The sequence below is a fragment of the Immundisolibacter sp. genome, from assembly GCF_050250495.1.
In the GTDB taxonomy this organism is placed as follows: Bacteria; Pseudomonadota; Gammaproteobacteria; order Immundisolibacterales; family Immundisolibacteraceae; genus Immundisolibacter.
In genome coordinates this window covers 13,138-29,730 of record NZ_JBFWOM010000002.1, presented here as the reverse complement: position 1 = coordinate 29,730, position 16,593 = coordinate 13,138, and the positions used below count along the sequence as shown (strand labels likewise).

Below are 16,593 nucleotides of genomic sequence, written 5' to 3'. Positions count from 1 at the left end.
CCATGCCGTGGCCGTGCTTGAGGCTGCGCAGGCGCACGGTCCCGCCGTGCACACCAACAGCTTCGGCCCGGAAGGGGTGGTCCTGACCCACCTCATCACCTGCCACGCGCCGGCCATCCGCACGGTGAGTCTCGACACCGGCCGCCTGCCGGAAGAAACCTACGCCGTGGCCGAGGCGCTGCGCCGCCGCTACGGCGTCGACATCGACTGGTACTACCCGGACGCCGACGCGCTGCGTGCGTTCACGCACCGGCACGGCGTGAACGCCTTCTACGATGGCGTGGAGCTTCGCCGTGCCTGCTGCGCCATCCGCAAGGTGGAGCCGCTGGTCCGGGCACTCGCCGGGCAGGGTGCCTGGATCACCGGTCGGCGGCGCGATCAGAGTGCGCACCGGTCGGTGCTGCCGGAGCGCGAGTGGGACGAGCAGCGCGGCATCCTCAAGTTCAACCCGTTGACCGACTGGGGCGAGGCCGACGTGTGGGCCTTCATCAGGGCCCACGACATCCCGTACAACGCGCTGCACGACCGGCATTTTCCGAGCATCGGCTGCGCGCCGTGCACGCGGGCCGTGACGGTAGGCGAGGAGGCGCGCGCCGGGCGTTGGTGGTGGGAGCAGGACGGCCCGCGCGAGTGCGGCCTGCACGGGCCGGCGCGAGCGGTGGACGCAAGCGAGACGCCGGTAGACCGCACACCGCTGCCCGACGCCAGTATTTAGGGAAGCGCTGAAAAATTCCGTCCCTGGACTTTTTCAGCTCGCTGCCGCGCGGTACAGGCCCGCACGGCGCTCCCTGAATCAAGGGCTTACGCCCTCGATTCAGGCCGGGGCATCCTGCCCCGGAAGGAACCGCTGAATAAATCAGCGCTTCCTTTAGCAGGCCGTAAACAAGGGTTCGGGCGGCCGGCTGCGGCGCTCAGCCCAGCAGCATCTTGATCGCGACCAGCACCAGCACGCCGGCGATCACCGGCCGCAGCAGGCCGTCCGGCGCGCGGGTGCTGAAATGGGCGCCGAGCAGCACGCCCGGGATCGAGCCCAGCAGCAGGCTGCCGAGCAGCGGCAGGTTGACGTTGCCGAGCAGCAGGTGGCCGCTGCCGGCGAGGATCGTCAGCGGCACCGCGTGCAGGATGTCGGTGCCGACCAGGCGCGCCGGGGTCAGCCGCCGCGGGTAGAGGTACACCAGCATCACGGCGCCGAGCGCGCCGGCGCCGATCGACGTCAGCGTCACCAGAAAGCCGAGCAGGGCGCCAGCCGCTACGGTCAGCGCCGGCTGCGCGCGCTTGAACGCCACTGGCGTGTGCGTGCGTAGCCCCTGCCCGATGGCATGGATGCGCGCCTTGAACAGCATGGCGAGCGCCGTCAGCAGCAGCACGCCGCCTAGCGCCACCAGCAGGCCGTCGTGGTGCAGCTTGTCGAAGCCGCTGACGTGCAGCCACAGCAGCGTCACCAGGGCCGCCGGCAGGCTGCCCGTCCACAGGCGGCGCAGGACTTCCCAGTCGACGGTGCCGCGGCCGTGGTGCAGCACGCTGCCGGCCGACTTGGTGAGCGCTGCAAACCACAGGTCGGTACCGATGGCGACGGCCGGCGCGTGCCCGAACAGCAGCACCAGGATGGGCGTCATGAGCGCTCCGCCGCCGACGCCGGTGAGGCCCACCAGCAGGCCTACGCCAAAGCCGGCCAAGGCGTTCAGACCTTCCATATGTCACCGGTCAGTCGTGGAAGTCGCGCCCGGCAGCCACCGCCGCCACCACGCCCGCGCGCACCAGAAAATCGCCGAAGTGCTCGCCCATGTGCCGTTCGACTGCAAAGCGCTGCAGCAGCGGCGTCAGCGCCTCGACGATGGCATCCTCGCCGATGTTCTCACGGTACGGCTTGCCCAAACGCTGCCCGTGAAAGCCGGCGCCGAGGTACAGGTTGTACTTGCCGGGCGCCTTGCCGACGAGGGCGATTTCCGCGATGTACGGCCGCGCGCAGCCGTTGGGGCAGCCCGTCATGCGCAGCGTGATTGGCGTATCCGACAGGCCGCAGGCGGCGATCACCTCGTCGAGCCGCGTGATCAGATCCGGCAGGTAGCGTTCGCTCTCGGCCATGGCGAGCGCGCAGGTCGGCATCGCCACGCAGGCCATGGCGTTGCGGCGCAGGAGCGACACCTCGCGTTCGAGGCCGTACTCGGCGATCAGCGCCTCGATGGCCGGCCGCGCGTCGGCTTCGACGCCGGCGAGGGTGACGTTCTGGTTGTTGGTGAGCGCGAACAGGCCCCGATGCACGCGGGCGATTTCGCGCAGCCCCGCGCGCAGGCGCCGCGCGCCGCGGTCGGCTATGCGGCCGTTCTCGACGAACAGCGTGTAGTGCCAGCGCCCGTCCGGGCCCTGCTGCCAGCCGAAGGCGTCGGTGTTGTGATCGAACGTGAACGGCCGCGCCGGGGCCAGCGCGAAGCCGAGGCGACTTTCGAGTTCGGCCTTGAACCAGTCCACGCCGCGGTCGTCGATGGTGTACTTCAGGCGCGCGTGGCGGCGGTTGCTGCGGTCGCCGAAGTCGCGCTGCACGCACACCACCTGCTCGGCCACCGCGATCGCCTGCTCGGGCGTGCAAAACCCGAGCAGGTCCGCCAGACGCGGGTAGGTGGCCTTCTCGCCGTGCGTCATGCCCATGCCGCCGCCGACCAGCACGTTCCAGCCGGCCAGCCGACCATCGTCCTCGACGGCGATGAACGACAGGTCCTGCGCGTACACGTCCACGTCGTTGTCGGGCGGCACGGCAATGCCGATTTTGAACTTGCGCGGCAGGTACAGCGGGCCGTAGATGGGCTCGACCTCCGCGCCGGGGTCCACGGCCGGCGCGTCGAGCCAGATTTCCGCGTAGGCGTTGGTCTTCGGCAGCAGGTGCTCGCTGATGGCGCGCGCGAGGTCGCCAGCCGCCGCGTGCAGCGGCGAGCGGTGCGGGTTGGCGCTCGCCAGCACGTTGCGGTTCACGTCGCCGCAGGCGGCGATGGTGTCGAGCCCGGCGGCGCGGATGGCCTGCATGGCCGGCTTGAAGTGCGGCTTGCGGATGCCGTGGAACTGAAACGTCTGGCGCGTCGTGAGGCGCAGCGTGCCGTTGGCGTGCGCGCCGGCAATGTCGTCGAGCGCTAACCACTCTCCCGGCGTGCACTGGCCGCCCGGCAGGCGCACGCGGATCATGAACTGGTAGGCCGGTTCCAGCTTCTGGCGACGGCGCTCGTCGCGCAGGTCCCGATCGTCCTGCTGGTAGCTGCCGTGGAACTTCAGCAGCGCGTTGTCGGACGCCGCGATGGCGCCGGTCAGCGGGTCGACCAGGCCATCGGCGATGGTGCCGCGCAGGTGCCGGCTGCGGCTCTTGATCTGCTCGACTTCGTTCAGCGTGTTGGGATCAGGCGCGTTCATGGGATGAGCCCTGTCGGGAAAAGTGCTGGAAAAATCCAGCCGGGTTGCCGGGGAGATTCGCGCCCGGGGCGGCGCTCCCACGGGGTATTTGTGGGAGGCCCGCCCTCGGGCCGAATGCCCGGCCAGATCGCATCGCGGCGCCGCCAATCCTGCGGCGCCGTCCCACCATCAATAAATGTCGCGCTGGTAGCGGCGCTGGCGTGCCAGCTCGCGCAGGTACTCCTCGGCCGCCTCGGCGCCGAGGTGGCCCTCGCCGGCCACGACGTCGCGCAGCGCCGCGTGCACGTCGGCCGCCATGGCGGTGGCGTCGCCGCACACGTACACATGCGCGCCGTCCTGCAGCCAGGCGTAGAGCTCCGCCGCGCGTTCGCGCAGGCGCTGCTGCACGTAGATTTTTTCCGCCTGATCGCGCGAGAAGGCGACATCCATGCGCGTCAGCAGCCCGCTCTTCAGCCAGGCCTGCCAGTCGGTCTGGTACAGAAAATCCGTGTGGAAATGCCGGTCGCCGAAGAACAGCCAGTTGCGACCGCCCGCGCCCAGCGCCTCGCGCTCCTGCAAGAAGGCGCGGAACGGCGCCACGCCCGTGCCGGGGCCGATCATCACGATCGGTGCCGCGGGGTCGGCCGGCAGGCGGAAGTTCTCGTTGCTCTCGATGAACACCGGCACCGTGTCGCCCGGCCGCACGTGGTCGGCGAGCCAGGTGGATGCCACGCCCGCGCGCGGTCGGCCGAGGCTCTCGTAGCGCACGGCGGCGACGGTGATGTGGGCCTCGTCCGGGCAGGCCGCGAGACTCGACGCCAGCGAGTACAGGCGAGGCGGCAGGCGGCGCAGCAGGCCGGTGAACTGCCCAGGCTCGATCCCCGGCAGCGGGAATTCCTGCACCACGTCGATGATCTGCCGGCCGGCCAGATACGCGCGCAGCGCGGCGTCGTTGCCGTCCTCCAGCAGGCCGCGCAGCCTGGCGCTCTGGGTCAATTCCGCCCAGCCGGCGAGGAAGGGCCGCGTCAGCGCGGTGATCTCGAAGTGACTCGTCAGCGCCTGCGCCAGTGGGTGGCTGCCCTCGCCCACCGCCACCGGCGCGTCGGCCGACAGCTTGAGTGCCGCCAGCAGTTCGCCGACCAGCGCCGGATTGTTCTGCGCCAGCACGCCGAGCGCGTCGCCGGGCGTGTAAGCGAGGCCCGGCACGGCGAGCTCCACATGGCGCGTTTCCTTGTTCGCGCCGCGGCCGTTGAGGTTCAGGTTCTCCAGCACCTCGGCCTGGAACGGGCGGCGCTTGTCGTATTGCGTGCTGCCGACGCTCGCCACGTGTGCGGACGATGGTCTGCCCGCCGGCGCGGTATCGAGCGCGCCGACCAGTTGGTCGATCCACGCCGCGGCTGCGTCGTCGTAATCGACGTCGCAATCGACGCGCGCGAGCAGCCGCTGCGCACCCTGTTTTTCGAGCGCGGCGTCGAAGTCCTTGCCGGTCTGGCAGTAGAACTGATAGCTCGAATCACCCAGCGCCAGCACCGAGTAACGCAGGGCTTCCAGCCGCGGCGCCTTGCGCCCGTGCAGGTACTCGTGCAGCTCGCGCGCGCTGTCGGGCGGCTCGCCCTCGCCGTGGGTGCTGACGATCAGCGCCAGCATGCGCTCGTCGCGCAGGCGTGCAGGCTTGTAGTCGGCCGTGCTGCTGAGCGTCACCGACAGGCCGCGCGCCTGTGCCAGTTCCGCAAGACGCCGAGCCAGCCTGGCGCCGTTGCCGCTCTGGGAGCCGTACAGCACGGTGAGCGTGCTGGCAGCGCTTGCCGCGCGCGCAATCGGCCCCTCGCCGCCGAACTGTGCACGAGCGGCAAGGTAGCCGCTCAGCCACAGCAACTGCGCGGATGAAAGCTCGGCGACCAGCGCCTGCAGGCGCTCGGCCTGAGCGTCGGTCAGCGGCGTGGTGGCGGCGGTGATGGGCGCATTCATGACGGGCGGCGGAGAATCGGCAGGGCCGGCATCATAAGAACGCGTCGATATATTACGGAAGGAAGATTTTTCTATTTTTTTATGCCATTAAGGAATTTAAGCCGCACCGACCGAGCCGGAGCTTCGCCATGATTGACCTGTTCCACAAGAAATACGCCCCGCCCGGCAGCGCGCCCGGCGAGTTGCACCTGCTGCCGGTGGCGCCGGAAACCGTGGTGCACTGTCTGAGTTACGACGCGAACGGCGTGCTGCACGACAGTGCCGGCCTGCCGGATGATCCGGCCGCGCTGCGTCGCGAAGACGCTGTGCTGTGGCTGCACTTCGCCGGCCAGCCGGAGGTGGGCGCGCTGCGCCGGGTCGGCGAGGCGCTCGGCCTGCACCCGCTGGCGCTCGAAGACGTGATGAACCACGGCCAGCGGCCGAAGCTCGACGACTTCGACGACCACCTGTTTCTGGAACTGGGCTGTCTGACGCTGCGCGACGAACGGCCGCTGGTCGACGATTTCTCGTTGTTCCTGGGCGAGGACTTCGTGGTCAGCGTGTACTACGGTGCCGAAGATCTGTTTGGCGGCGTACGCGCCCGACTGCGCGAACCGAGCGGGCGCCTGCGCCGCGCCGGCGCCGACCGCCTGGCGCACGCCCTGCTGGACGCGGTGGTCGACCACGCCTTCCCGGTGCTGGAGGCGCTCGGCGAGCGCATCGAGGACCTGGAGACCGAACTGCTGGACCAACCCGGCCCGGACGCGCTGCGCGACCTGCACCGGCTCAAGCGCGAGACGCTGCTGATCCGCCGCGCCGTGTGGCCAGCGCGCGATGTGCTCGCCAACCTGTCGCGCGGCGACCTGCCGCAGGTGGCCGACCGCACGCGCATCTACTTTGGCGACGTGTACGACCACGCGGTGCAGATCATCGAGCTGGTCGAGAGCTACCGCGACATGCTGGGCGGCATGCTCGACGTGTACCTGTCGAGCGTCAGCAACCGTCAGAACGAAATCATGAAAGTGCTGACCGTGATCGCCACCATCTTCATCCCACTCACCTTCGTGGTCGGCGTGTACGGCATGAATTTCAGCGTCAACGAGACCAGCCCCTGGGCCATGCCGGAACTGCGCTGGGACTACGGCTACCCCGTCCTGTGGGCGGTGATGCTTGGGTTGGCCGGGGCCATGCTGTTGTACTTCAAGCGCCGGCGGTGGTTTTGAACGGGACGGCCGATGTCAGCATTTTTTACAAGATCGGTCAATCGGCTAAGTGTTTATTATTTTTCAATTGGTTAATTGTGGCCCTTTGGCCGAGTCACCCGGCTCGGAGACGCGCAATCGGGGGGGGCGGTGTCAGGATTTTTTACAACCGCCTCGACGGACTATTTCTATCTGATTGAAAATTAAATTGTTTTTATCGGCCTCTAAAATGCTTTATAACCGCCGCCATCCGGAAAAGTCTTAGGTTTACTCCATGAACAGGAAGTCCCCCTTCAAGCTCGCCACACCCCTCGCGCTGGCCATGGCGCCGTTGGTGGCGGGTATCGCGCCGACTGCCAACGCCGCCTTCGACCTCAACGGCATCGGCTACGTGCAGTACGGCGACGCGCAGTCCTACTCGCTGCCGGTTGCCTGTTATCAAACAACCGGTGAAGACTGCAAGACGCAGAGTCCTTACTTCGTTAAGTCCGGCGTGGGGCACCTCCACGAACCGATCGTGCTTGCGACGGGCGCCGGAGGCGAGACCACCATCAACTATGAAGGCATGGACAATGCCTATGCCATGCCGACCGGACAAGGGCCGAGCCAGTCGTCCCCCTTCATGCAGACGGGCGGGCTGAACACGGACGCGGACCCGGCACTGGAGTACCCGGAGGCCGATCCTGGGCAGGTGTCGGTATTCACGGGCGACCAAGCTAATACTTGGGACACCACGATCGGCGCCTTGAACACCTTCCTGCAAGGCGCTGCGCCGGTCTTCTTCTTCAATAACAATCAGATCAATAGCGGTGCGTCCACAAACCAGAACTTGGCGGCGTGGGCGCAGATCACCGTAACCAGCGCGGATGGCCTGACGACCTACGGCACCTTCGATTTCACAAACAACAACGGCAACTATGACCTGGTGAGTCAGGGTGGAGGGGGAACTTTCCTCGGCAACGTGGGGGACTACACGTCGGATGGCAGCGGCCCGGATGGCAACGCCGACAGCATCCTTGACGCGGACGCGACCATCAACACCGACTACGTGCTGTCCGGCGGTGAGATCTGCGTGACCACTAATACCGCTATACCGATCCCGGTGCCCTGCGATGCGGGCAACCCCAACATCTCGGCGCCCATCAACCACAACCTAGGCGCCAACCAAGCGGTTTACGCCATCGTATTTCCGGAGTTGAACGCGCTGATTGCGGAGTTGATCGCCGCAAAAAATTTGACCGCAGTGATGCACGTCGACTTCCGTCTGGGTTGTGATCCAAATCTTTTCAAGTCGGACGCAGACTGCACCGCCAAGAGCATTAACAACGGCTTTGAGCAGATATTCCTTGACCGGATGGTGCCGCTCATTCCGCCGAAGCCTCCGGTGTCCGCTCCGGGAAGCCTGGGCCTTATGGCGGGTGGCTTGCTGGCGGTCGGAGCTTTGCTGCGCCGCCGTGCGGGCCGGGTTATCGCCTGAATCCCGCGGTTAAGGTGGAGCAGGAAATGGGGCGCCGAGGCGCCCCATTTTTTTTTGTAGTGACCCGCGGACGCTCGTGGGCGACGAGTCGGTCGCAGCGGCTCCTGACGCGGGCCTTAGTCGTTAAAGATAGGCCGCCATGCCGCCATCGACGTCGAGCTGCGTGCCGGTGACGTAGCTCGCCGCATCGGACGCGAGAAACAGCGCCACGTTGGCCACTTCCCGCACCTGCCCGATGCGGCCCATCGGCACCCGGTAGTAGGCGGCGGTGGAGGTCAGAAAGTCCGCGTAGCTGCCCTGCGCCGGGTCGTGCCAGGCCTGCCACGCCGGCGTTTCGACCAGCCCCAGGCCAATCGCGTTGGCGCGGATGCCCTGGGCGGCGTATTCCTTGGCCAGCAGCTTGGTGAAGGAAAGACACCCGGCGCGCACCACGCTCGACGCGTAGAACGTCATGTCCGGCTGGCGGGCGAAGATGGCGTTGATGTTGACGATGCTGCCGCCGCCGCGGGCCAGCATCAGCGGCACCGCGGCGCGGGCGGTGCGGATCATGGCCAGCAGCTTGACGTCGAATTCCTTGTGCCACTGCGCGTCGGTCAGGCTCGCGAGCGTGCCGGACTCGGACGTCGCGGCGTTGTTGACCAGCACGTCCACGCCGCCGAAGCGGGTCCTGGCCTCGGCCATCAGGCGCTCGATGTCCTCGGCCTTGCCGACGTCGGCCGTGATGCCGGCGACGCGATCACCGTGCGTGGCGCGCCATGTGGCGACTTCCGCCTCCAGCCCGGCGCCATCCCGGGCGCAGGTCACGACGCTCGCGCCGGCTTCCAGAAACGCCTGCGTGATGCCGTGGCCGATGCCCTGCCGGCCACCGGTGACGACTGCGACCTTGCCTTTGAGGTTGATGTCCACGTGTCGCCCCTCGTGCTGGGTGGTGACGATGATTCGGCCCGAGGGCTCCTCCCACATTGTCGGGGCTGTGGGAGCGGCGCCCTCGCCGCGAATTGTTGTGGCCTGTGCAGTCAGAAGACGAGGAATTCGGCCCGAGGGCGGGCCTCCCACAGCCTTCATGCACCGTGGGAGCGGCGCCCCGCCGCGAATGGCTCTGCCTGCTACTTGAGCCCGGTCCAGACGGTCTTGACCTCGGTGTACATGGCGATGCCTTCCTCGCCGTTCTCGCGGCCGAGGCCGGACATCTTGTAGCCGCCGAACGGTGCCGCGGCGTCCAGCACGCCGTAGGCGTTGATGTAGACGGTGCCGGCCTTGATGGCGCGCGCCACGCGGTGCGCCTTGCCGACGTTCTGCGTCCACAGGCCGGCGGCCAGGCCGTACTGGGTGTCGTTGGCGAGTGCCAAGACTTCAGACTCATTCTCGAACGGAATCACCGACAGCACCGGGCCGAAGATTTCCTCCTGCGCCACGCGCATGTCGTTGCGCACGCCGGCCAGCACGGTCGGCTGGTAGAAGTAGCCGCAGCCGCCGACGTTGGCCGGCCCGCCGCCGGCGATCACCTCCGCGCCCTCGCTCACGCCGAGCTTCACGTACTCGTCCACGCGCTTCCAGTGCTGCTCGGACACCAGCGCGCCGACGCGCGTGTCCTCGGCGAAGGGGTCGCCCACCTTCATGCGTGTGGCGGCGTCCTTGGCGGCGGCGAGCGCCTGCTCGTAGAGCGGCTTCTCCACGAACAGCCGCGAGCCGGCGATGCACACCTCGCCCTGGTTGTAGAAGATGGCCGCGCCGATGGCGCGCATGGCGGACTTGAGGTCCGCATCCGCAAAGATGATGTGCGGCGACTTGCCGCCAAGTTCGAGGCTGATGCGCTTCAGCGTGCCGGCGGCCTGGCGCATGATGTGCTGACCCGTCCGCGTGGAACCGGTGAAGGCCACCTTGTCGACGTCGGCGTGCGTGATCAGCGCCTCGCCGGCCTCGGTGCCGATTCCGGACACGATGTTGACCACGCCCGGCGGGAAGCCGGCCTCGTTGATCAGGTTGCCCAGATACAGCGCCGTCAGCGGCGTCTGTTCCGCCGGCTTCAGCACAACCGTGTTGCCGGCGGCGAGCGCCGGGGCGAGCTTCATCACCGCCATGAAGAGCGGAAAGTTCCACGGCACGATCTGGCCGATCACGCCGATCGGCTCGCGCAGCGTGTAGGTCAGGAACGGCCCGCGCACCGGCACCGTCTCGCCGCGCAGCTTGCTCGGCCAGCCGGCGTAGTAGCGCAGCGTCTGCACCGACAGCGGCAGATCCACCTTGCGCGCGTCGCCGAAGGGCTTGCCGGTGTCGTAGGTTTCGAGCGCCGCGAGCGTCTCGGCGTTCTTTTCGACCAGATCCGCGAAGCGGTGCAGCAGGCGCTCGCGATCCGCCGCCGCCATGCCGGCCCAGGCGTCCGCCTCGAAGGCCGCGCGGGCAGCCTTGACGGCGCGATCGATGTCCGCCGCCGAGCCCTTCGCCACGCCGCCGAGCGACTGCCCGGTGGCCGGGTTGATGTTGTCAAAGCGGGCGCCGCCGGCGGCGTCCTGGTACTCGCCGTTGATGAACAGACGCGTCGGGGCGGTGAGTTTCTCGAACGGGATCATGGACATTCTCCTCGCTTGGAATCGGGTGGGGATTCGTTCGTGTAGACGCGCCGCATCAATGCGCCTCGTCCCAGTTGGCACCCAAGCCGGTTTCAACCAGCAGCGGCACACCCAGCGGATTGTCGGCAGTCATCAGCGCCGTCACCTCGGCCCGCACGGCGTCGGCGCGATCCGACGGCACCTCGAACACCAGCTCGTCGTGCACCTGCAGGATCATGCGCGCCGGTTCGCCATTGTCGCGCAGCCAGCGGTCGATGCGGATCATGGCGAGCTTGATCAGGTCCGCCGCCGTGCCCTGCATCGGCGCGTTGATGGCAGTGCGCTCGGCGTACTGGCGGCGCTGCGCGTTGCCGGCGCGGATGTCCGGCAAATACAGACGCCGGCCGAACACGGTCTCGACGTAGCCGCGCTCGCGCGCCTGCTCGCGCGTTGCGTCCATGTAGGCGCGCACGCCGGGGTAGCGGGCGAAGTACTGGTCCACGTAGCGCTGCGCCGCGCCGCGGTCGATGCCGAGCTGCTGGGCGAGCCCGAACGCCGACATGCCGTAGATGAGGCCGAAGTTGATGGTCTTGGCGGCGCGCCGCTGCTCGACCGTCACGCCGTCCGACCCGACGCCGAAGATCTCGCCGGCCGTGGCGCGGTGCACGTCGGCGCCTTCGGCAAACGCCCGGCACAGCCCGTCGTCGCGGGACAGGTGGGCCATGATGCGCAGCTCGATCTGCGAGTAGTCGGCCGACAGCAGCTTGTGACCCGGCGGCGCGATGAATGCCTGGCGGATGCGCCGGCCCTCCGCCGTGCGGACGGGGATGTTCTGCAGGTTCGGGTCGGACGACGACAGCCGGCCGGTGGACGCGACGGCCTGCTGATACGACGTGTGCACGCGCCCGGTGGCCGGGTTCACCTGCGCCGGCAGCTTGTCGGTGTAGGTGGAGCGCAGCTTTGAAAGGCCGCGGTGCTCCAGGATCACGCGCGGCAGCGGATAGTGCAGCGCGAGTTCCTGCAGCACGTCCTCGGCGGTGGACGGCTGGCCCTTGGGCGTGCGACCGAGCACCGGCAGCTTCTGTTCGTCGTACAGGATCTGCTGGATCTGCAGTGGCGAGCCGAGGTTGAACGGCCGCCCGGCAAGCTCGTACGCGGCCGCTTCGAGGCGCTGCATGGATTCGGCAAGTTCCCCGCTCTGGCGGCGCAGCAGCGCAGCGTCGATCAGCACGCCGTGGCGCTCGATGCGCGAGAGCACCGGCAGCAGCGGCATCTCGATGGTCTCGAACACCCGCCGCAGCGTGGGCTCGGCCTCGATGCGCGGCCAGAACTGCCGGTGCAGGCGCAGCGTGACGTCGGCGTCCTCGGCCGCGTAGCGCGTGGCGGTGGCGAGATCCACCTGGTTGAACGTGATCTGGCTTTTGCCGCTGCCGGCCACGTCCTTGAAGGTGATGGTGGTGTGGCCGAGGTGCTTCAGCGCCAGCGTGTCCATGTCGTGCCGGCTGGCGGTGCTATCGAGCACGTAGGATTCGAGCATGGTGTCGAACGCCGGGCCGGCCACGGCGATGCCGTGCTGGGCGAGCACGGTGTAGTCGAACTTGAAGCCCTGGCCGATGGTGCGCGGCGCGTCGGCTTCGAGTAGCGGTTTGAGGCGCGCCAGCACGGCCGCGGCCGGCAGCTGATCCGGCGCGCCGGGGTAGTCGTGGCCCACCGGCACGTAGGCGGCCTGCCCGGGTTCGCACGCGAAGGACACGCCGACGATGCGCGCCGTGATGGCGTCGAGCGAGTCGGTTTCAAGATCGAAGGCGAAGCTGTCCGCCGCCGCCAGGCGCTCGCACCAGCGTTCCAGCGCGGCGAGGTCGAGCACGGTTTCGTACGCGTCGCGGTCGAGCGCCGGCAGCGGCTCGGCTGCCATCGCCGGCGCAGCACCGGGCGCCACCGCCGGCGCGGTGGCTTCGATCTCCTTCAGCCACGACTTGAATTCGAGCTGCGTGAACAGCGCCCTCAGGGCGTCCCGGTCCGGCGCCGCGCGGTTCAGGTTGTCGGGATCAATGTCGAGCGGCACATCGCAGCGGACGGTGGCCAGATCGCGATACAGCGGCAGCGCAGGCAGCGTGTCGCGCAGGTTCTCGCCCACTTTGCCGCCGACCTTGTCCGCATTGGCCATCACGCCGTCGAGCGAGCCGTATTCCTGCAGCCACTTGGCGGCCGTCTTGGGGCCGACCTTGGGCACGCCGGGGATGTTGTCCACGGTGTCGCCGGTCAATGCCAGAAAGTCGGCTATCCGCTCCGGCGGCACGCCGAATTTCTCGTTCACCCCGGCCACGTCGAGCACGGTGTTGGTCATGGTGTTGACCAGATGCACGCGCTCGTCGACCAGCTGCGCGAGGTCCTTGTCCGCGGTCGAGATCAGCACCCGGTCGCCGCGCGCGGCGGCGCGGCAGGCCAGCGTGCCGATCACGTCATCCGCCTCCACGCCGTCGATGACCAGCAGCGGCAGGCCGAGCGCGCGGACCAGCTCCAGCGTCGGCGCGATCTGCCGGGCGAGGTCATCCGGCATGGGCGGGCGATTCGCCTTGTACCCGGCGAAGGTGTCGTGGCGGAAGGTCGGCCCCTTGGCGTCGAACACCACCGCCACGTGGGCGTCGGGGTACTCGCGTTCCAGCCGCCGCAGCATGTTGATGACGCCGTAGGTGACGCCGGTCGGCTCGCCCTTGGTGTTGGTCAGCGGCGGCAGCGCGTGGTACGCGCGAAACAGGTAGGACGAGCCGTCCACAAGGACGACCAGCGGGGACTCGGGCATGCGCTTGGGGCGTCGCGGTGGTCAAAGCAGCGGGTCGGCCGGCAGTGTAGCGCTGCGGCCTGCCGGGAACGCGGTGCTATTCTTGAGGCAGGCGTTTTTGGTTATTTCAGGAGCTTCTCCCATGCGTCGCGCGCTGTTCATTGGCCTGCTGCTGGCCGCCGCGGTGCAGGCCGCCGAGGAGGCTCCGCCGCCCGGCACCGAGGCCCTGCCGGAGCTGCAGGTGGAGGAACGCAACGATGCGCCGCCGGCCGGCAGTGAGGTGCCGCCGGAGCTCCAGGTAGCGCCGCAGGAAGGCGAATCGCCATCCCCGGAAGTGACCATCAAGCGCGATGCCGAGGGCTCGCGCGAGGAGTACTCGATCAACGGTCGGGTGTACATGGTCAAGGTGGTGCCCGCGGTGGGCCCGGCGTATTACCTGGTCGACCCGAATGGCGAAGGCCAGTTCAGCCAGCAGATCAACGACGTGAAGAACCCGCCGCCAACGCCGCGCTGGGTGCTGCTGCGCTGGTAACGGCGGGGGTTGCGTGTCGGTCTACACCCGGGTCGAAACGGCCGATGTTGCGGCCTTTCTGAAGGATTACGCGGTCGGTGATCTGCTGGACCTGCAGGGCATCGCCGACGGCATCGAGAACACCAACTACTTCGTCACCACCAGCGGCGGGCGCTTCGTGCTGACGCTGTTCGAGCGCCACGCGGACGTGGAACTCGAATATTTCCTGGAACTGATGGTGACGCTGGCCGACCACGGCCTGGCCTGCCCGCGGCCCATCATGGCCGACGACGGCGGTTACCTGCGCCGCCTCGCCGAGCGCCCGGCAGCGCTGGTGGAGCGGCTGTCCGGTCGGGCCATCACGGAACCGACTGTCGAACAATGCGCCGCGGTGGGCGGTGCGCTCGGGCGCATCCACCGCATCGGCCGCCATGTGCACCGCCGCCGCGCCAACGAGCGCGGCCCGGCGTGGTGGCGCTTCACCGCGGACGCGCTCGCCGGCACCGTGCCGGCGGACGTATCGGCTCTGCTCGACCAGGAAATCGCCTTTCAGGCCGCGCTCGACACCACCCGCCTGCCGCGCGGCGTAATCCACGCGGATCTCTTCCGCGACAACGTGCTGTTTGACAACGGCCGGCTCACGGGCGTGATCGACTTCTACGCCGCCTGCAACGACATCCTGCTGTACGACGTGGCGATTTGCCTGAACGACTGGTGCATCGCGCCGGACGGCGATTTCGACGACGCCCGCGCGCGGGCGTTTCTCGCCGCCTACGCCGGCAACCGGCCATGGGCGGCCGACGAAACCGCGGCACTACCGGCCATGCTGCGCGCGGCGGCGCTGCGCTTCTGGCTGTCGCGCCTGTACGACCTGCACTTCCCCCGCGCCGGCGAGATCACGCACGTGAAGGACCCGGCGCACTTCGAGCGCATCCTGCGCCGGCGCATCGCCGCGCCCGGGCGGGCGCTCGCCATCCTGCCGGACTGATGCCGTGAGCGGCCTCGCGCGTTTTGCGCCGCACCTGTGGATCAACCTCGCCTGCGTGTTCTGGGCCGGCAACATGACGGTCGGGCGCGCGCTGCGCGGTCATGTCGGGCCGGGCCTGATCGTCACCCTGCGCGGCGCGCTGTCGCTCGCGCTGCTGGTGCTGCTGGTGCGGGTTCTGAAGCGTCGCGAGGAGCCGCCGCTGCGGCAGGACTTCTGGCGTCTGTGTTTCATGGCGTTCACGGGCGTTGCGGGTTACCAGGGCCTGCTGTATCTCGGCCTGCGCCACACGGACGCCATCAACGCCGCGCTGATGAACTCGGCCGGCCCGCTGGTGGCCATGCTCATGGCGTGGCTCGCGCTCGGCAGCGTGGTGCGTCCGCTGCAATGGGTAGGCGCCGTGCTGTCGCTGGTCGGCATCGCCGTCATCATGTCCGGCGGCAGTCTCGGGCAGTTGCGCGCGGTGCAGTTCAACACCGGGGATCTGGCCATGCTGGCCGGCGTGGTCATGTGGGCGGGCTACTCGGTGATCGGCCGGGGGGTCATGCAGTCGCGCTCGGTGCTGTCGGTCACCGTCATCACGTCCGCCCTGTCGTTGCTGATGGTCGCCCCGTGGGGCGCGTGGGAAGCCGCGCACACGCCGCCGCAGCTCACGCCGATGGTGTGGGCGGGGCTGGCCTATGTCGCGGTGTTCGTCGGTGTCGGCGCGCTCATGGCCTGGAACTACGGCGTCAAGGCCATGGGACCGGCCGAGGCGATGGCCTTCATGAACATGACGCCGCTGTATGCGGTGCTGCTGTCGACGCTGCTGCTGCACGAACCGATGCGCCAGTACCAACTGGCCGGCGCGGTGCTGGTGGTCGGCGGCAGCCTGCTCGCGGCGCTCGGGCCGCAGTGGCTGCGTCGGCGCGCGGTGGCGCATACCCCCTGAGGCACGCGCATGGATAGCCTGTACGGCAAGACGCTGTTCATCACCGGCGCCAGCCGCGGCATCGGCAAGGCGATCGCGCTGCGCGCGGCCGAGGACGGCGCCAACATCGTGATCGCCGCCAAGACCGCGCAGCCGCACCCGACGCTGCCCGGCACCATCCACAGCGCGGCGCAGGAGATCGAGGACGCCGGCGGCCGGGCGCTGCCGCTGGTGGTGGACGTGCGCGACGAGGTCGCGGTCGTGGCCGCGGTGGCGCAGGCCGCGCAGCACTTCGGCGGCATCGACATCGTGGTCAACAACGCGTCGGCGATCGGTCTGACCGGCACGCTCGACACGCCGGTGAAGCGCTTCGACCTGATGGTCGACATAAACCTGCGCGGCACCTGGGTGACCACGCGCGCCTGCCTGCCGCACCTGCTGCGGGCGGAGAACCCGCACGTTCTCACGCTGTCCCCGCCGCTCAACTTCGAGCCGCGCTGGCTGGCGCCGCACCCGGCCTACACCACCAGCAAGTACGGCATGACGCTGGTCACGCTGGCACTCGCCGAGGAGTTTCGCGAACGCGGCGTGGCGGCGAATGCGCTGTGGCCGCGCACGGTGATTGCGACCTCAGCCATCGACCTGCTGCCCGGCGTCGACGCCGGCGCGTGTCGCAGGCCGGAGATCGTCGCCGACGCGGCGCACTGGATCCTGACCCGCCGCAGCCGCGAGCTGACGGGCAACTGCTTCATCGACGAGGCGGTGCTGGCGCAGGCAGGCGTGACCGATTTCGACGCCTACGCCGTCGAGCCCGGCCGCGATCCGCTGCTTGATTTGTTTCTGGATTGACGCGCC

Annotated in this window: 13 protein-coding genes; 7 read left to right on the top strand and 6 right to left on the bottom strand. The window is 68.6% G+C overall.

Features of this window, described 5'->3' with window-relative positions; translation table 11 throughout:
- The first annotated feature begins 7 nt into the window (after positions 1–7).
- Positions 8–715: a phosphoadenylyl-sulfate reductase gene (locus tag AB7F93_RS02065; protein ID WP_428301219.1), complete on the top strand. Its 708-nt coding sequence runs from the start codon at positions 8–10 to the stop codon at positions 713–715.
- A 196-nt stretch (positions 716–911) separates the two neighbouring features.
- Here the strand turns inward: AB7F93_RS02065 and AB7F93_RS02060 are convergent, their stop codons facing one another.
- The 3 genes from AB7F93_RS02060 to AB7F93_RS02050 form a co-directional block, all read right to left on the bottom strand.
- Positions 912–1,694: a sulfite exporter TauE/SafE family protein gene (locus AB7F93_RS02060; RefSeq protein ID WP_428301218.1), complete on the bottom strand. Its 783-nt coding sequence runs from the start codon at positions 1,692–1,694 to the stop codon at positions 912–914.
- Between the two features lie 10 nt (positions 1,695–1,704).
- The gene (locus AB7F93_RS02055) at positions 1,705–3,396 is read right to left on the bottom strand and encodes an NADPH-dependent assimilatory sulfite reductase hemoprotein subunit (RefSeq protein ID WP_428301217.1); all 1,692 of its coding nucleotides are present in this window, start codon (positions 3,394–3,396) and stop codon (positions 1,705–1,707) included.
- Between the two features lie 168 nt (positions 3,397–3,564).
- Complete coding sequence (locus AB7F93_RS02050) at positions 3,565–5,343, bottom strand: assimilatory sulfite reductase (NADPH) flavoprotein subunit (protein ID WP_428301216.1); 1,779 nt, start codon at positions 5,341–5,343, stop codon at positions 3,565–3,567.
- Positions 5,344–5,471: 128 nt separating this feature from the next.
- On the opposite strand from AB7F93_RS02050, the gene corA reads away from it, so the two are divergent.
- Both corA and AB7F93_RS02040 read left to right on the top strand, forming a co-directional pair.
- Positions 5,472–6,545 (top strand): magnesium/cobalt transporter CorA, encoded by a 1,074-nt coding sequence (gene corA / locus AB7F93_RS02045; protein WP_428301215.1) that lies wholly within the window; start codon positions 5,472–5,474, stop codon positions 6,543–6,545.
- A 253-nt stretch (positions 6,546–6,798) separates the two neighbouring features.
- On the top strand, positions 6,799–8,001 hold the full coding sequence (locus tag AB7F93_RS02040) for a hypothetical protein (protein WP_428301214.1): 1,203 nt from the start codon (positions 6,799–6,801) through the stop codon (positions 7,999–8,001).
- A 123-nt stretch (positions 8,002–8,124) separates the two neighbouring features.
- On the opposite strand, the gene AB7F93_RS02035 is transcribed toward AB7F93_RS02040, so the two are convergent.
- From AB7F93_RS02035 to polA, 3 genes are all read right to left on the bottom strand, one after another.
- Complete coding sequence (locus tag AB7F93_RS02035) at positions 8,125–8,964, bottom strand: SDR family NAD(P)-dependent oxidoreductase (protein WP_428301213.1); 840 nt, start codon at positions 8,962–8,964, stop codon at positions 8,125–8,127.
- A gap of 143 nt (positions 8,965–9,107) precedes the next feature.
- Positions 9,108–10,577 carry an aldehyde dehydrogenase family protein gene (locus AB7F93_RS02030; RefSeq protein WP_428301212.1) on the bottom strand — a complete coding sequence of 490 codons (1,470 nt, stop codon included), beginning with the start codon at positions 10,575–10,577 and terminating at the stop codon, positions 9,108–9,110.
- Between the two features lie 49 nt (positions 10,578–10,626).
- A complete protein-coding gene (gene polA, locus AB7F93_RS02025; protein WP_428301211.1) occupies positions 10,627–13,353 on the bottom strand; it encodes a DNA polymerase I in 2,727 nt (908 codons plus the stop codon).
- A gap of 121 nt (positions 13,354–13,474) precedes the next feature.
- Here polA and AB7F93_RS02020 point away from each other — a divergent pair, with 121 nt between their 5' ends.
- Genes AB7F93_RS02020 through AB7F93_RS02005 form a run of 4 tightly spaced genes read left to right on the top strand, consistent with a single transcriptional unit; the run spans position 13,475 to position 16,587 of the window.
- Positions 13,475–13,864, top strand: a complete 390-nt coding sequence (locus AB7F93_RS02020; RefSeq protein WP_428301210.1) for a DUF2782 domain-containing protein — start codon at positions 13,475–13,477, stop codon at positions 13,862–13,864.
- Between the two features lie 13 nt (positions 13,865–13,877).
- A complete protein-coding gene (locus AB7F93_RS02015) occupies positions 13,878–14,831 on the top strand; it encodes a homoserine kinase (protein WP_428301209.1) in 954 nt (317 codons plus the stop codon).
- 4 nt (positions 14,832–14,835) lie between these two features.
- Complete coding sequence (locus AB7F93_RS02010; protein ID WP_428301208.1) at positions 14,836–15,759, top strand: DMT family transporter; 924 nt, start codon at positions 14,836–14,838, stop codon at positions 15,757–15,759.
- Between the two features lie 9 nt (positions 15,760–15,768).
- Positions 15,769–16,587: an SDR family oxidoreductase gene (locus AB7F93_RS02005; protein WP_428301207.1), complete on the top strand. Its 819-nt coding sequence runs from the start codon at positions 15,769–15,771 to the stop codon at positions 16,585–16,587.
- Positions 16,588–16,593 lie beyond the last annotated feature (6 nt).

What these genes read in the sequence shown, in the direction of transcription:
- AB7F93_RS02060 (WP_428301218.1), bottom strand. Translation starts at nt 1,694, where the DNA reads ATGGAAGGTCTGAACGCCTTGGCCGGCTTTGGCGTAGGCCTGCTGGTG.
- AB7F93_RS02055 (WP_428301217.1), bottom strand. Translation starts at nt 3,396, where the DNA reads ATGAACGCGCCTGATCCCAACACGCTGAACGAAGTCGAGCAGATCAAG.
- AB7F93_RS02050 (WP_428301216.1), bottom strand. Translation starts at nt 5,343, where the DNA reads ATGAATGCGCCCATCACCGCCGCCACCACGCCGCTGACCGACGCTCAG.
- corA (WP_428301215.1), top strand. Translation starts at nt 5,472, where the DNA reads ATGATTGACCTGTTCCACAAGAAATACGCCCCGCCCGGCAGCGCGCCC.
- AB7F93_RS02040 (WP_428301214.1), top strand. Translation starts at nt 6,799, where the DNA reads ATGAACAGGAAGTCCCCCTTCAAGCTCGCCACACCCCTCGCGCTGGCC.
- AB7F93_RS02035 (WP_428301213.1), bottom strand. Translation starts at nt 8,964, where the DNA reads ATGTGGGAGGAGCCCTCGGGCCGAATCATCGTCACCACCCAGCACGAG.
- AB7F93_RS02030 (WP_428301212.1), bottom strand. Translation starts at nt 10,577, where the DNA reads ATGTCCATGATCCCGTTCGAGAAACTCACCGCCCCGACGCGTCTGTTC.
- polA (WP_428301211.1), bottom strand. Translation starts at nt 13,353, where the DNA reads ATGCCCGAGTCCCCGCTGGTCGTCCTTGTGGACGGCTCGTCCTACCTG.
- AB7F93_RS02020 (WP_428301210.1), top strand. Translation starts at nt 13,475, where the DNA reads ATGCGTCGCGCGCTGTTCATTGGCCTGCTGCTGGCCGCCGCGGTGCAG.
- AB7F93_RS02005 (WP_428301207.1), top strand. Translation starts at nt 15,769, where the DNA reads ATGGATAGCCTGTACGGCAAGACGCTGTTCATCACCGGCGCCAGCCGC.